This is a genomic window from Streptomyces sp. NPDC086147 (assembly GCF_040702165.1).
In the GTDB taxonomy this organism is placed as follows: domain Bacteria; phylum Actinomycetota; class Actinomycetes; order Streptomycetales; family Streptomycetaceae; genus Streptomyces.
Genome location: NZ_JBFBJO010000002.1, coordinates 49847 through 64031, shown reverse-complemented (window position 1 = coordinate 64031; position 14185 = coordinate 49847). Strand labels below are relative to the sequence as shown.

The 14185-nt window shown below is 75.6% G+C and carries 12 protein-coding genes; 4 read left to right on the top strand and 8 right to left on the bottom strand.

The features are described 5' to 3' along the window. Positions 1-462 precede the first annotated feature (462 nt). Positions 463-1257: a hypothetical protein gene (locus AB0398_RS05145; RefSeq protein WP_366372416.1), complete on the top strand. Its 795-nt coding sequence runs from the start codon at positions 463-465 to the stop codon at positions 1255-1257. A 10-nt stretch (positions 1258-1267) separates the two neighbouring features. Here AB0398_RS05145 and AB0398_RS05140 read toward each other — a convergent pair whose 3' ends face one another. The 4 genes from AB0398_RS05140 to AB0398_RS05125 all read right to left on the bottom strand — a co-directional run bounded on the left by AB0398_RS05140 (position 1268) and on the right by AB0398_RS05125 (position 5567). Then, positions 1268-2206, bottom strand: a complete 939-nt coding sequence (locus AB0398_RS05140; RefSeq protein ID WP_366372415.1) for a squalene/phytoene synthase family protein — start codon at positions 2204-2206, stop codon at positions 1268-1270. Between the two features lie 16 nt (positions 2207-2222). Next, positions 2223-3566, bottom strand: coding sequence for a hypothetical protein (locus AB0398_RS05135; RefSeq protein WP_366372414.1), 1344 nt, complete (start codon positions 3564-3566; stop codon positions 2223-2225). Between the two features lie 155 nt (positions 3567-3721). After that, positions 3722-4990, bottom strand: coding sequence for an MAB_1171c family putative transporter (locus AB0398_RS05130; protein ID WP_366372413.1), 1269 nt, complete (start codon positions 4988-4990; stop codon positions 3722-3724). Then, positions 4983-5567: a hypothetical protein gene (locus AB0398_RS05125; protein ID WP_366372412.1), complete on the bottom strand. Its 585-nt coding sequence runs from the start codon at positions 5565-5567 to the stop codon at positions 4983-4985. Before AB0398_RS05125 ends, AB0398_RS05130 begins: the two co-directional genes overlap by 8 nt. Before the next feature lie 165 nt (positions 5568-5732). On the opposite strand from AB0398_RS05125, the gene AB0398_RS05120 reads away from it, so the two are divergent. After that, a complete protein-coding gene (locus AB0398_RS05120; protein WP_366372411.1) occupies positions 5733-6716 on the top strand; it encodes a LuxR C-terminal-related transcriptional regulator in 984 nt (327 codons plus the stop codon). 75 nt (positions 6717-6791) lie between these two features. On the opposite strand, the gene AB0398_RS05115 is transcribed toward AB0398_RS05120, so the two are convergent. Together AB0398_RS05115 and AB0398_RS05110 are read right to left on the bottom strand one after the other, a co-directional pair. Continuing rightward, complete coding sequence (locus AB0398_RS05115; protein WP_366372410.1) at positions 6792-8171, bottom strand: solute carrier family 23 protein; 1380 nt, start codon at positions 8169-8171, stop codon at positions 6792-6794. Next, entirely contained in the window at positions 8168-9292 is a 1125-nt protein-coding gene (locus AB0398_RS05110; RefSeq protein ID WP_366372409.1) for an arylsulfotransferase family protein, read from the bottom strand. The genes AB0398_RS05115 and AB0398_RS05110 overlap by 4 nt, the downstream gene beginning before the upstream one ends. A 213-nt stretch (positions 9293-9505) precedes the next feature. On the opposite strand from AB0398_RS05110, the gene AB0398_RS05105 reads away from it, so the two are divergent. Further along, positions 9506-10102: an XRE family transcriptional regulator gene (locus AB0398_RS05105; RefSeq protein ID WP_366372408.1), complete on the top strand. Its 597-nt coding sequence runs from the start codon at positions 9506-9508 to the stop codon at positions 10100-10102. Positions 10103-10122: 20 nt separating this feature from the next. Here the strand turns inward: AB0398_RS05105 and AB0398_RS05100 are convergent, their stop codons facing one another. Together AB0398_RS05100 and AB0398_RS05095 are read right to left on the bottom strand one after the other, a co-directional pair. Beyond that, positions 10123-12204, bottom strand: coding sequence for a hypothetical protein (locus tag AB0398_RS05100; RefSeq protein ID WP_366372407.1), 2082 nt, complete (start codon positions 12202-12204; stop codon positions 10123-10125). 381 nt (positions 12205-12585) lie between these two features. Next, on the bottom strand, positions 12586-13239 hold the full coding sequence (locus tag AB0398_RS05095) for a fasciclin domain-containing protein (RefSeq protein WP_366372406.1): 654 nt from the start codon (positions 13237-13239) through the stop codon (positions 12586-12588). 225 nt (positions 13240-13464) lie between these two features. Between AB0398_RS05095 and AB0398_RS05090 the strand changes: the two genes are divergently transcribed. Then, positions 13465-14178 (top strand): adenosylcobinamide amidohydrolase, encoded by a 714-nt coding sequence (locus AB0398_RS05090; RefSeq protein WP_366372405.1) that lies wholly within the window; start codon positions 13465-13467, stop codon positions 14176-14178. Positions 14179-14185: the final 7 nt, after the last annotated feature.

Genomic DNA, 14185 nt, shown 5'->3' with positions numbered 1-14185 from the left:
GAGGCCGGCGCGGTCGCGACGCGCCCGCCTCGAAGCACCCCCTGCGGTTCGGGTTGGTTCCGTGCCGGTGGTCCGGCCGGTCGCGACGACCGTGGAGCGGCGACGCCGCGTCCCCGTGCGGGCGGCCCTCCTCGTACCCGTCCCCCCGGGGGTTCCGCGTGCCAGCTCGCGTACCGCCGTACGCGGTCGGCCCGCCGAATTCCCCCAGGGGACCGGCACGTTCACCGATCTTGCTGCACCCGCCCGACCGTGTCAACAATTGTGAACTTCTTGGCCGAAGCCCGCCCCCCGGACGGCGGGCGGCCGTGACGCGGGCGGCGACGGACGGTTAACCTGCACCCGCCCGCACCTGCCCCTCCGCACCACCGCCTCGCACCCACCCTTCCGTACCACCAACCTCGCACCGCCCCTCCGCACCACCACCTCCTCCCGCCGAAGACCGGAGACCGGAGACCGCCCCGCATGAACGCCGTCGAACCACCGCCGGACGACCTCGCGGCGCTGATCACGGCGATCAACGATCTGCTCCCCTCCATGGCGATGACCCACGAGGACCTGGAGCTGGACTCGGTCGCCCACCGGACCGGCATCCCGGAGGAGGTCGTCCTCGCCCTCCTGCGGGGCGAGCCGGTGCCGGACGAGGCGCTGAACCCGGGCTTCACGGACCGTCTGGCCTTCCTCCTCGACACCCGGCGCGCGCCGGACGGGAAGCCCTACAAGCAGATCCACATCGCGGACGCGCTCGGACTGTCCCGGGGCATGGTCTCCGCCCTCCTCTCGGGCAGCCGGGAGGCCGGCCGGGCCGTGACGGCCTCGCTGGAGGAGTTCTTCGACGTGGACCCGGGATTCCTGAGCACCAACGGCCGGCGGGCCCTCGCGCGGGCGCTGCGCCCCGTCTGCGCGAGCCTCCTCACGCTGAGCACCCTGCGCGGGGAGCGCGTCAGCCACCTCGCGATGCGCAGCGGCATCGACGTCGCGGACATCAGGCTCGCCGGCCGGCTCCAGGAGGCCCTCGCGGCGGTCCTCACGCCCTCGCCGTCGGAACAGGGCCCACCAGTACGGGACCCGTCCGAACGGGCCCCTCAGGAACAGCCCCCGCGGGAACAGCCTCTGTGGGAACGGTCCTCCCCGCCGGAACCCGCGACCGACCCGGAGGAACGGGAGCTCCGGGAGATCGCCGACCAGGTCCGCGCCCTCGCCCCGCCCTCCCGCACCCGCCTCATGGGCAAGATCCGGGGACTGCTGCGACAGCCGTGACGGCCGGATCTCAGCCGCGCGGCCCGCGCCGGACCGCGGCCGGAAGAGAGCCCCGGCGCACCAGCTCCCGAAGCAGTACGGCGCCGCACCCGAGCGGCGAGGGCCCGCTCGGGCGGACCACGAGCGACGCCCCGGCCTTCCGCACCGCCGTCGCGCGCAGCTCCTGCACGCCCAGGACGGCCCGCAGGAAGGGGCGGTGGGCCCCGGCCGCGAGGTCGACGACCGGCCGTGCCGCCGCCAGGAAGGCGACGGCGACGTCGGTCTGACCGGCGACGAGCTCCGCGACCCGGTCCGTACGCTCCGCCTCCGCGTGGAGGTCCCGGACCGTCAGGCCGTGCCGGGCGAGGGCCTGGTCCGAGACGCCGACCCTCCCCTCCCGGACGTCCTGCGCGAGGTCCTCCAGGAAGTCGAGCCGTTGCATGGCCGTGATGAGCGCCAGGCAGGCGCGCTCGAACCCGGCCGACGCGGCCTCGCCGTCGGGCACCAGGAGGCCCATGGACAGCATCAGGGCGGGCAGCGAGTACCCCTCGACGTACCGCTCGACCTCGGCCTCTGTGCCGAACCGCTCCCAGGCCACCTCCAGGGCGGCCCCGTCGAGGAACGCCCGCACGCGGGCGCGCAGTACGGGATGCCGGTCGACCGCCCACACGAGGGCCCGGAGGACCGGGTGCGGGGACGCGCCGGTGGCCAGGGCCTCCTCCGTGAGCGCCCGCCACCGTCGGAGCGCCCCTTCGCGCTCGGGCAGGTCGCCCCGGTCGATCCGGTCGTCGGTCTCGTGCATGAAGGCGACCAGGACGACGACGTCGGGCTGGAGCGGCGCCGGCAGCAGCAGCCGGGCCGCCGTGTACTCGGCCGGTGCGAACCGGCGCACCGCCCGGCGCTGTGCCGTGTATCCGCGGCGGGCCTCCGGCTCCCGGATGCCCGCGCGGTCGAGGACGCGTTCCCACATGTCCGGTTCCCTCCCGTCAGCCGCTGATCAGCACGCGGGCGGCGCGCGCGAGGAACCGGACGTCGGTCAGGGCCTTCGGCGGCAGTTCCATGTTCACGACTCCCATGTACCGCGTGTTCACGGCGGAATCGAGCACGGACGCCTCGGTGAGCCTGTCGGCGACCCACTTCCGCGCGCGGTGGCCCCGGGGGTACGGGCCGGTGACGTGCGGCTGCGCGAGGTCGGCCGCCGTGGAGAGCTGCCAGGCCCCCTCCACGACGGCTTCGACGAGGCGGAAGTAGTTCCGGGCCGGGAGCCGCGGGGAGGGAGTCGAACGGAGGTGGGCGCCGAGGGCGTTGGCCGCGAGGGCCGACAGCGTCAGGCCCTGGCCGTAGACCGGGTTGACGCTGGCCAGCGCGTCTCCCACGACGACGAGTCCGCCGGGGAACCGGTCGAGGCGGGAGTGCGTGCGGCGGCGGCTCTCGACGAAGCGGTACGTCCTGACCCCGCCGATCATCGTGGCGGCGTCCGCCACCGTCCGGATCGGGTCGACGCAGCGGCGCATCCGCCGGAGGAACTCCTCGGGGTCGGGCCCGGGGCGGTGGTCGGCGTAGCCGGCCAGGACGACGGACCAGCGGTCGCCCTCCACCGCGGCCAGGGCGCCGGGCTCCGTCACCGTGGGCAGGTAGCCGCTCGCGGGCCCCGGGCTGGAGTGGGCGACGACCGTACTGCCCAGCTCGTCCCCGCGGTGGAACAGGGCGGTGGCGTATCCGAGGTCGATCCTCATGCTGTCGACGGGCGCCCCGTCCCAGCCGTGCCGGACGAGCCAGTCCTCCAGGGGGCTGTTGCGGCCCATCGCGTCGACCGCGAAGTCGGCGTCGATCGTCTCGCCGGGCCCGTCGCCGGATCCGTCACCGGCCGGGTCGCCGCTCTCGGGCGCCTCGATGGTCACTCCGGCCACGCGGCCGTTCCGGAGCACGAGGTCGGTGGCCCGCGCCCGGACGAACCGCACGTGCGCGAGCTCTTCGACCCGGCGGCGCAGGTGGTTCTCCAGGAACGGCCGGGTGGCGCCGAGCATGCGCGCCCCGGCCACCGGGGCCTTGAGGCGCCCGTCCAGGTAGAACCGCACGTCCTCGCCCTCGCCCAGGAGCGCGCCGCCCTTCACCAGGTCGTCGGTGATCCCGGGGAACCAGCGCTCCAGCTGCGTGTGCCCCCTGGACAGCAGGGCGTGGAGCTGGTGCCGTTGCGGGGCCCGTCGCCCGAGGCCGTCGGGGCCCATGACGTCGGGTTCCACCACCACGACGTCCTCGGCGTGGTCGCTCAGCACGCGGGCGGCGAACAGCCCGGCGTAGCTTCCGCCCATGACGACGGCCCGCTTCACGTGAACCCCCCGTCCCGGCCCGACGGCCGGGTGATCGAACGCTGTCGGTGACGCCGTGTTCCGTACCGGCCGGTGTCGGGCCCTGTCGGCGACGCCGTGTTCCGTACGGGCCGGTGTCGAACGCCGTCCGTGACGGCGTGCTCCGCACCGGCCGGTCAGGACATTACCGCGCGGTCACCGGAGGTCCCCCGCGGGCCGGCGTCCCCGGCGCGCAGCTCCCGCAGCGCCGCGACGGCGAGGGGGTGGTCCAAGTGGGCTGCGACGAGCAGGAGTCGGCGCCGCTCGTCGGACGCGGCCGTGTCCTCCCCGGGAAGCGGAGCTGCCGGGGCGTCCGGCGGGACCGGGCGGGCCGCGTGGAGCCGTGCCTCGCGGAGACGCAGGGCGGCGTCGAGCAGGACGACCGCCGTCACGACGGCCTGCCGCTCCGCCGCGGGGAGGGACGGGTCGCCCGCTTCCACGTGCCGTTCGGCGGTCCCGGCCGCGCCCGCCGACGACCAGGCCCGCAGCACGCGCATCCCGTCGAGGATCTCGACCACCCGGCGGTGCAGCGTGAAGCGCACGTGGGTGAGGCGCAGACCGGTGCCGCGCGGGTCGAGGGCGAGCCTTTCGTCCACGTCCTTCACCGCGAGCCGCCACAGCGGTTCGAGGGTCTTGACGTCCCGCCGTTCCCGCAGCCACGCGCTCACGGCGGCCCCGGTCATCCCGTAGCTCGTGAGGAGCGCCCCGACGGTGCCGAAGAGCGATCCCAGGACGCCCACCTCGTCGAGGGCGTGACCGCCCAGGCTCGCGAGGAGGACGGCCGGGACGTTGCACACCACGTACCCGAAGCAGATCACCATCGACACGCTGAAGTACCGGACCGCGTGCCGGAGGTCCGGGTCTCGCGGGACCGTGCGCCGGGCCAGCCGGGCGGTGCCGAGCGTGGCGCAGGACAGCGCGCCCAGGAACAGGGCGAGGAAGGCGAGGACGAACGGCTGCCCCTCGGCGAAGTCGGTGTTGAAGCGCAGGGGGTCCGCCGGGCGCCCGTCCAGGTCGGCCGCCCGGAAGGTGACCACCATGGCCGCGATCACGCCCGCGTACGCTCCGGCCCACGCCCGCGCGCACCGGTTCACCCCGGCGCGCTCGCCGGGCGACGAGGTCACGGTCCAGAGCGCCGTGAGGACGTGCGTGATCGCGTAGCAGACGACGATTCCCGCGTAGACCGGGAGGGTCGCGGCGCTGGGGCGCCCGGTGAGCTCGCCGAGGCCGCGGTAGCCGGCCGGGCTGGCCGCGGCGTACACCAGGACCGACACGAAGAAGCTGAGGGTGATCAGGGCCAGGGTGGCCGTCCGCTCCCGCAGGAGGGCCATGCCCTTCCCCGCGCTGATGAGCAGGTTGATCGCCGCCACGCAGAGGTAGACCGCCGTGGTCGTCCCCTCAGACACCGGCGCTCCTGTGCGCGAGGGCCGACGAGACCGGTTCGTCGCCGCGCGCCCCGGAGAGGTGCAGCCGTTGCAGCATGAGCGTCGCGAACGTCTCCGCGCCCAGTTCGGCCTTCTTGGTGTAGTGGGACCTGGTCAGGATCCGCAGTGCGGCCTCGGGCCTGATGCCGGGCAGGAGCAGGCGGACCACGGCCTCGTCCATCTCCAGGTCGTGGCCGCCGTCCTCGGCGGGGTGCTCCTCCCAGAGGTGGAAGAGCTCGTGCAGGGTGGCGTGCGCGCGGGTCAGCTCACCGGCCCGCGCGTCGACGACGACGTACTCCCGGTCGTGGCCCCGGACGCAGAAGGCGGACACCTCCGGCGGGAGCGGGACCCGGACCATGGTGATCCGCTTGCCCCGCTTCTCCTCGACCGCCCTGATCACCGCCTCCATGTCGCCGGCGCCCACGAGGCCGAGATCGCGGTTGATGAGGCGTCCGGCCCGGCGCGTCGCCACCCACAGGTGCACCTGCTCGCGCAGGGCGGTCCACCTGCCGGCCGCCCGCCCGCACGCGTCCGGACGGCGCGGCTCCTTCAGGGGCATCCCGGGTCTCTCCTCGTGCGCGAAGCGGGGTCTCCCGCGCTGCCCCGCGGGTTCTTCCCGCGCGCCCGGTCAACTCACGGAGAGTTAGGCTTCCTTACCGGTTCGGCGCTCGCAAGGAATCGAGGATGCCCATCGGCGCATTGCGCGGATGGGCAGGGGGACACTGTGGACGAACGCGGCGAAGCGGCCCACGAGGCCGACGGCTTCGGCCTTTCCGAGGACGACGTGCGGCTTTACCGGCAGCTCCGGCGCGGGGACGAAGGACCGGAGGCGGACGATCCGCGACTGGCGAACCTGCGGAGCGTCGGGGTCGTCTTCACCGAGCCCCTCACCGACCGGCCCAGCACGAGACCGCTCCCCTACGTCGAACGGGAGCTGATCCGCCGGGAACTTGACGAAGTCGAACGGCGCATCCGGCGCATCCGGCGGATCCCGTCGGTCCTGGGCGCCCTGGACCGGTCGGGGGCCGAAGTCCGGCCCGACACCGACGCGATCGAGATCGTCGAGGGGCCGACGGCCGTCCACCACCTCCTCCACAACGCGATCGAGGCCTCCACCGCCGTCTGGTCGTCCCAGACGCGGCCGAGGCACCCGGAGCGGCTGGCGACGTCGACCGTCCGCGACGTCGCCCTCCTGGAGCGGGGAGGCGTCCGCTACCGCAGCCTCTACCCGACGAGCGCCCGGACCCGGGCCCCCGAGACCGAGTACGCCCGGAGGACGGCCGGGACGGGGGCCGCCGAGAGCAGGACCTCCTCGCGCAGGTTCCCCCGCATGGTCATCACCGACACGGTGGCGCTGATCTCGGACCGCCGGGCGGGCGAGGGTAAGGACGAACCCGCCATCGCCGTCCGGGACCCGGCGCTGCTCGCCTGGCTGCGGGAGGAGTACGAGCTGCACTGGGAGGCGGCGGACCCCTGGTTCCCGGCTCCGGCGGACGGCCCCAGCGACCGCGAGCTGATCGAGCGCGACATCCTGCGGATGCTCTCCGAGGGCGGCACCCGCGAGGCCATCGCCCGGACGCTGGAGATCAGCCCGCGCACCTACACGACCTATGTGGCGGCCCTGCGCACCCGCTTCGAGGTCAGGACGAACGAACAGCTGATGTACGAGCTCGGCAAGCGGCAGCGGGCGGCCGTCGACGACGGATGATCCCGCGCGGGCGGCGTACCGTCCGGGCCGGGCGACCGCAGGTGCGAACGCCGTCCGCACCCGGCCGCGCTCCCGTCACCCGGGATCGCGCGGCCCCGGGGCCCCGGTCCCCGCGCCGTCCGGTTCCGGGCCCGGGTCCGTGTCCCGTCGGCCGGACCGGCCGAGGAGCGCGGTCAGGAGGACGGCGGTCAGCGTGCCGGCGACGACGCCGCTGCCCAGGACCGTGCGGGCCCAGCCGGGGAAGCCGTCGTACAGGCCGGGGGTCAGGAGCGGCAGCAGGCCGGCGGCGAGGGCCAGGGCTGCGGCCATGGAGCCCGTGCCGGAGAGGTCGGCGCGGCGGAGCATCTCGACGCCCATCACGGCGATCACCGCGTAGACGACGAGCGAGGAGCCGCCGACGACCGCCTCCGGGATGCCGGCGAGGGCGCGGGAGACGGGGGTCGCCAGGCCGACGCCGATCAGGAGCGCCCCGGCCGCGGCGGTGACGAAGCGGCTGCGGACCCCGGTGAGCCGGCCGATGCCGATGTTCTCGGCGCTGGTCACCATCAGGGACGTGCCGAAGAGGCCGCCCACGAGGGAGACGAGGGCGTCGGCGCGGGCGACGCGGGGGACGTCCCTGCCGGGGTCGGGGGTCCGGCCGACGGTCTCGCTGTTCAGCACGGTCTGGCCGGTGATCTCGGCCAGGGTGGTGAGGCTGAAGACGAGCAGCGGCAGGGCGGCCAGGACGTCGAACCGCGGTGTGCCGTACGGGAGGAGGGCGGGCAGCGAGAAGCCGCTGCCGGGCGCGGGCGCGAAGGCGCCGAGGCCGGTGACGACGGCGAGCAGGACGCCGGCCGCCATGCCGGTGAGGATCGCGGTCTGCCGCCAGACCCCGCGCAGCAGGACGTACGCGCCGACGGTGGCGGCGACGGTGAGGCCCGCGAGGAGGACGGCGCGGGGTTCTCCCTCGCCGTCGGGTCCGGTGACGAGCCGGGCGGCGACCCGGATCATCGCGATGCCGATGAGGAGGACGGTGACGCCCATGACGAGCGGCGGGAAGAGCCGGACCACGCGCGCGTAGAGCGGGAGCACGGCGATGAGCAGCGCCGCCGCGAGGAGGACGGAGCCGGCGGCGGTGGGCGTGCCGTGGTCCTGGGCGATCTGGAGGAAGAGTGCGGTGGCGGCGCCGCCGGGCAGCATGACGAACGGCAGCCGGGCGCCGATCCGCCACACGCCCAGGGACTGGAGCAGCGCGCCCGCCCCGCACAGGATCAGGACGGCGCTGAGCAGCGAGGCCGTCGTGCCGGGTGCGAGGCCCAGGGTGCCGGCGGTGAGGAAGACGGTGGAGACGGGCGCGGCGATCATCGCGAGGACGTGCTGCGCGGCGAGCGGCAGGAGTCTGCGGGCCGGGACGCGGGCGTCGACCGGGGCGGTGCCGGGCGCGGCGGCCGGTGCGGGGGCGGTGGTCGGGGTCACGAGCCGGCCCCCAGCCACGGGATGTCGGCGGCGGCGTAGCGGTAGGCGCGGAAGACGGCGTTGGGTTCGGACGGGAAGAGGCCGCGGACCTCGTCCTCCCGGTATCCGGCGAAGTGCGGGACGACGTACTCCCAGCACAGGTGGCCGTCCTTCGTCACCTCGAAGAGCCGGCCGGACGGGGAGTCGGTGACGAGGGTGTTGCCGTTGGGGAGGCGCTGCGCGGAGCCCATGAACGGGGCGAAGAAGAACTCGCGGGCCGGGTCGTGGTACTCCCACGCGACCTCGCCGCTCTCCCTGTCGAGCTCGACGACGCGGGAGTACGGAACGTCGTGGTGGGGGCGGAAGACGCCGTTGTCGAAGACGAGGAACCGGCCGTCGTCGAGCTCGGTCGGGGCGTGCTGCTGGCTGGTGGTGCCGGGGGCGCTGCGCCACAGGATCTCGCCGGTCTCCCGGCTGATGACGACGACGGCCGAGACGCTGCGGAGGCTGGCGAGGACGTTGCCGTCGCGGAGCGGGGTGACGCTGTTGATCAGGGGCCAGTGCTCGCGGGCGTACGCCTCGTGCAGCGGGTACGCGTCGCGGTCGAGGTGCTCGGAGGCGCTCCAGGACCAGAGGAGTTCGCCGTCGGGCCCGATCTCGCGGATGGTGTCGGCCCAGACGGTGCCGCCGTCGGCCTCGGAGCCGGGCACTCCGCCGCGTACGGCCTCGGCCTCGGCGCCCCGGAGGGGTTCGAGGGCGGTGTAGAGGATGCGGCCGTCGTCGAGGTGGTGGGCGTCGTGGTGCTGGAGGGGGTCGCGGTGCTCGCGGAGCACCGTGCCGTCGGGGGCGGCGTGGAGCATGACGCCGCCCCGGTACTTGTGCCACATCGGGAACAGGGCGTCCTCGCCGGGCAGGACGCCGTTGTAGGCGAGGGTGCCGTCGGCGAGCAGGCGGGCGTGGCGGCCGGGGCGGTACGGCAGGTTCCACTGGTGGACGGTCTCGCCGCGCAGGTCGACGAGGTACACCTCGCCGGTGCCGGTGAGCGGGGCGTAGAGGGTGTGGCCGTCGTAGGCGGCGGTCTCGTCCAGGGCGAGGAGGCCGGTCGGTCGTCGGCGGCGGGAGTTCTGGTCGATCGCGGGCATGGCGGGGCTCCTGCGTTGCGGGTCGGCTGCGGGGCTCCGGCGTCAAACTTTCTTTGACTGGAGCAACTGGCTTTGAAACTAGAGGCGTCATGTGACGGGCGTGTGTCAGGAGTGCGAAACCGTGCCCGGATCCCGTCACGGCCGCCGCGTAGGGTGCCGGGAGCAGCGAGGATCGCGGCGGGCACCGCCGGGCGGAGAGGGACGGGGACGACGATGGAGGCGAGGACGCCGCGCGGCGACGGAGCGAAGCGGGGCGGCGACGAGGGGCGCGCACCCCGGGTGGGGGCGGCCGTGCGCCGTCGGCGGCGGTCCCTGGACCTCACCCTGGCCGACGTGGCGGAGCGCAGCGGGCTCTCCTCGCCCTTCCTCAGCCAGATCGAGAACGACCGGGCCCGCCCCAGCATGCGGTCGCTCCAGCGGATCGCCGACGCGCTCGACACGACGGCCGTCCGGCTGCTCGCCGCGTCCGACGAGACCCGCACGGTGGACGTGGTCCGCGCCGGGGACGACAGCGGTCTGCGGGACGGCGCGCGGGTGCGGCCGGTGGTCCGGGGCCGCCACCAGGTGCACGCCCTGGAGTTCACCGGCGAGCACGACGCGGACCGCGAGTTCCTGCACCGCAACGACGAGTTGCTGTACGTCGCGGACGGGGCGGTGGAGGTGGAGGCGGAGGGCCGGGTCCACCGCCTCGGGCGCGGGGACACGCTGCTGATGTCCGGCGGGGTGCGCCACCGCTGGCGCACCGTCGGCCCCGGCGCCCGCGTCCTGGTGGTGGCGGTCGCCGACCACGTGGAGGTCCTGGAACCCTGACGCGGCCGGCGACCGGGGCCCTACGGGAGGGCGGCGCGGCCGAGGAGGACGGTGGCGGGCGCCCGTCGGCCGGTGGGTCCCTCGTGGCCGGTGGGTCCCTGCCGGTCGGTGGAACCCTGGTGGAAGGCGGGACCCGGGCCCGGGAGCACGTCGAATCCCGGGAGGGCGGAGCCGTCGGGGAGCCGGCCCGTGAGGCGCACCGGTCCCTCCGCGACGGCCCGGGCCGCCAGGAACGGGCCGCGCGCGGTGGCGGCGACCGCTCCCCCGGCGGTGACGCCGGTCAGCCGGCGGCTGCCCGCCGCGAGCAGGTACCGCGTGCCCGACGGGGCCGTCCAGTACGCGCCCGCGAGGACGTGCTGGCCGAAGCGGCCGCACGCCGCCGTGTCCCGGAGCTCCGTCACGGGCCGGGGCGCGGGGCCGCCCGGCGCCTCGAAGGAGACGGCCGCCCGGCCGCTGCCCTCCCAGGTCTCGGCGCGGGAGCAGACCCACAGGGCCCGGCCCGCCCGCTCGGGCAGGGGCTGTTCGGCGTACTCCCAGCGGTTGACCGACCGGACCCCGGTGCCGTGCAGCGCCGTCAGGGAGCAGGCCGAACGCGCCCAGGCCGCGAGCCCGCGTGCGCCGGTCGCTTCTCGGGGCGCGCGCGCCGGGGCGTCCGCGCCCGGCGGGGGCGTCCACGTGAGGTGCGCGGGGAGGAGTTCCCCGAGGTCGGCGAGGAGGAAGGCGTGGTCCTCGACGATCCGGGTCGAGGAACGGAGCTGGAGCGCGGTCGCGCCCGCGCACGCGCCGGGCGCACGCCCCGCGCCGGACGGAACGCCGTACGGGACGGGACCGGTCACTCCGTCCGGGGTGACGTCCAGCGGGCGGGCGGCGGTGCCGGGCGCGCCGAGGTCCCGTACCGCCGCCTCGGCGATCCAGGGCGCGAGGAGGTACCGGGCCCGCCCGGCGGTGCGGGTGAGGGCCACGGCGGCGCCGGTGGTGACGTCGGCGTCGTCGGCCCGCGCGAGGTCGAGGGCGGCGGGCCCGCGTCCGTCGCGGGGTTCGGCGTACCGGGCGAGCCTGCGCCCGTCGTGCAGGAGCACCACGTCCGCGCCGTCGACCGGGCCCGCGAAGAGGAGCCGGGGCGGTTCGGCGGGCGGGGAGACCGACGTGTCCGCCGCGGCGGTCGGCCGGACGCCGCCCCCGGCGCCCCGGGCCCACGCCTCCAGGGCCCGCCGGAGCAGGGCCGTGTCCCGTGTCCCGGCACCGCGGGCGGGCCAGGCGGTGAGGTCGACGCGCGAGGTGTCGGCCCAGCGGTCGGCGGGCGTGCGGAGGAGCGCGGCGGGGTCCGTCGACGGGGCCGGGGCGGCGCGGGAGGCGGCGGGCTCCGCCTCCGTCCCGGCGCGGATCCCGGCGGCGACGGCGACGCCCGCCGTGGCGAGCAGCAGCGCACCGGCGAGGGCGGCGAGCCGGGTGTGCCGGCGGCGGCGCAGGAGGTCGGTGGGGCGGGTGTGGACGGTGCAGGGGTCGAACTCGGCGCTGCGGAGGAGCGTCTCGACGTCGGTGCCGGACGCGGCGTCGATCCGTTCGGCGGCGCGGAGGGCGGCGGCGGGGTCCGCGACGTCCGCCGAGGCGAGGAGCCGGGCGGCCGCGTCGGCGGGGAGGCCTTCGAGCGTCCGCAGGGCGAGCGCGGCCCGGGTGGCGGGGGCGGCCTCGGCCAGGGCCCGGTCGAGGGCGAGTTCGTCGGTCCCCCCGGCCCGGGGGAAGAGCCGCAGGCCGAGGACGAGGGGCAGCGGGAAGGGGAACGGGGGCGGGAAGCGGCGCGGCGGGCGGAGCGCGGCGCGGACGACGGTCGCCCGCAGCCACGCGTGCGCGGGGCGCTCGCCGGAGCGCTGTCCGGGCAGGGAGGCCCCGCCCTTCGGCCGGCCGGCCGTCTCCGCCAGGGAGTTCTGGACGAGGGCGTGGGCGGCGAGGACGCGGCGGTGGCGGCCGAGCGCGGGCGGCAGGACGAGGTAGGCGAGCCGTACGAGCGCGGGGTAGTGCTCGACGAGCGCGGCCTCGGCGGCCTCGCGGGCGGGGCGGTGGGCTGGTATCGCGGCGCCGGGGACGGCGTGACGGGACGGCATGCCCGGCAAACGAGTCCGGCGGTCCCGGCGTCACTCCGCGCCGGTGGCGGGTCCACGCCTCGGGCACGACGGGGGACCGACACCGGGCACGGCATCAGGCGCCGGGCACGGCAGCGGAACCACCGGCATCGGCGCCGGGCCTGGCAGCAGAACCACCGGCACCGCAGAAGGACCACCGGCACCAAGCACCGGACACGCCACCAGGCACCGGACGCGGCAGCGGGACCACCGGCCCAAGTTCCGGTGGTCCCGCCTGTGAGTGCCCTTCGGACGTGTTCACGCGCGCGTGGGGCCCGTTCCCGTTCGGCCCGATCCCGTCCGGGCCGTCCCGCGGCCGCTCCCGCCGCGGGCTCCGCGCGCGTGGCGCCTGTTCTCCGGCGCCTACTTGGGCATCAGGACGGTGTCGACGATGTAGACGGTCGCGTTGGCCGTGGGAACGTTGCCGCAGACGACCTTCGAGGAGTCGTTGACCGTGTACTCCTCGCCCGAGCCCTTCGTGGTCAGCGTGCTCTTCTCAAGGGTCTCGAAGGTGCCGTTCTCCAGCTGCTTCGGGGTCAGCTTCTGCCCCACCACGTGGTACGTGAGGATCTTGGTCAGCGTCGCCTTGTCGGCCAGGACCTTGTCCAGGTCGGCCTTCGGGATCTTCGCGAAGGCTTCGTTGGTCGGCGCGAACACGGTGATGTTCTGGGCGTTGTTGAGGGTGTCGACCAGACCGGCCTGCTTGACGGCGGTCACCAGGGTGGACAGGGCCGGGTTGTTCGAGGCGGCGGTGGCGACGGGGTCCTTCGCCATGCCGTCGAAGGAACCGGCGCCCTCCTTCGGCACACCGGCACAGGCCGGGCCGAACGGGCCGTCGGGGGTCATGTCCGAGTCGGCGGGGGCCGAGGTGTTCTCCTGCGCGGGGGCGCTGGAGGCCGGGGCGCCGGACCCAGCCGCCTCGTTCTTGCCCGAGTCCGAGCAGGCGGCCAGGGAGAAGGGCAGTACGGCCGCGGCGGCCACGGCGACGGCGGCGCGGCGGATGCGGGAAGTGGTCATGGGAGGAACCTCTTTGGTCCGGATGCGTAGAGGACTGCGCACGTATGGGGAGAGACGGCACTGCCTCCCCGGCGGGGGGCGGTGGACCGTCCGGGCCGTCGGCGGCGAATCGTTCGCTTCCGGCCCTGCTGTCACGGGTGATTCGGAACAGGGCGCCGATCGGATGGGTCCGGAAGGGTCTTTCACCCGTTCGAGTGAGAAAAAGGCCGCGCGTTAGGGTGTGGGGTGCTTTCCCGGACCCTCCCCGCCCGCCCGTCCCTCGCCGACGCCGTCCTCCTCGGCCATACGGAACAGGGGCGGGAGTGGCCGCTCCTCGTCTGGGTCCCGGGGCCGGGCGTGCGGATGGTGTCGAGCGCGGTGCTCGGCGGGGGCATCGGCGAGCGGGAGTGGGTGGTCAACGCCCAGGTGCCGCCCGGTTACGACCGGCTCGACCCCGTCGCCCACCTCCGCGAACTCGCCTCGGACGCCGGACTCTCCGGCCCGGGCGTGGGCCTCATGACGGCGGCCCCGGTCGCGGACCGGCGCCACGCGGTGGACGGCGGCGCCCACGCCGTGGTCACGGCCGGGATCGGGGTACGGGGCTGGGCCGCCGCTCCGGGCGTCGGCGGGGTCGCGGTCCCGCGCCCCGGGACGATCAACATCATCGTGTCGCTGCCCGTGCCCCTGACGGACGCGGCCCTCGTGAACGCGGTGGCCACCGCCACCGAGGCGAAGACACAGGCCCTGGTCGAGCTGGGCGCGGACGCCTCCGGCACGCCGACGGACGCCGTCTGCGTGGCCGCGCCCTCCGCCGGCGGGGACGGAGCCGGATCGTTCGCGGAGCCCTTCGCGGGACCGCGCTCGCTCTGGGGCGCGCGGCTCGCCCGCGCCGTGCACCGGGCGACCCGGGAGGCCTGCGCGGGGCTGCTGGCCGCCGAGCGCACCGGACCGGCCGCCTGAACCGTAC

Bases quoted from the DNA above. Each gene is read 5' to 3' on its own strand.
- AB0398_RS05140 (WP_366372415.1), bottom strand. From the start codon at position 2,206: ATGTGGGAACGCGTCCTCGACCGCGCGGGCATCCGGGAGCCGGAGGCC.
- AB0398_RS05100 (WP_366372407.1), bottom strand. From the start codon at position 12,204: ATGCCGTCCCGTCACGCCGTCCCCGGCGCCGCGATACCAGCCCACCGC.
- AB0398_RS05105 (WP_366372408.1), top strand. From the start codon at position 9,506: ATGGAGGCGAGGACGCCGCGCGGCGACGGAGCGAAGCGGGGCGGCGAC.
- AB0398_RS05145 (WP_366372416.1), top strand. From the start codon at position 463: ATGAACGCCGTCGAACCACCGCCGGACGACCTCGCGGCGCTGATCACG.
- AB0398_RS05110 (WP_366372409.1), bottom strand. From the start codon at position 9,292: ATGCCCGCGATCGACCAGAACTCCCGCCGCCGACGACCGACCGGCCTC.
- AB0398_RS05095 (WP_366372406.1), bottom strand. From the start codon at position 13,239: ATGACCACTTCCCGCATCCGCCGCGCCGCCGTCGCCGTGGCCGCCGCG.
- AB0398_RS05125 (WP_366372412.1), bottom strand. From the start codon at position 5,567: ATGCCCCTGAAGGAGCCGCGCCGTCCGGACGCGTGCGGGCGGGCGGCC.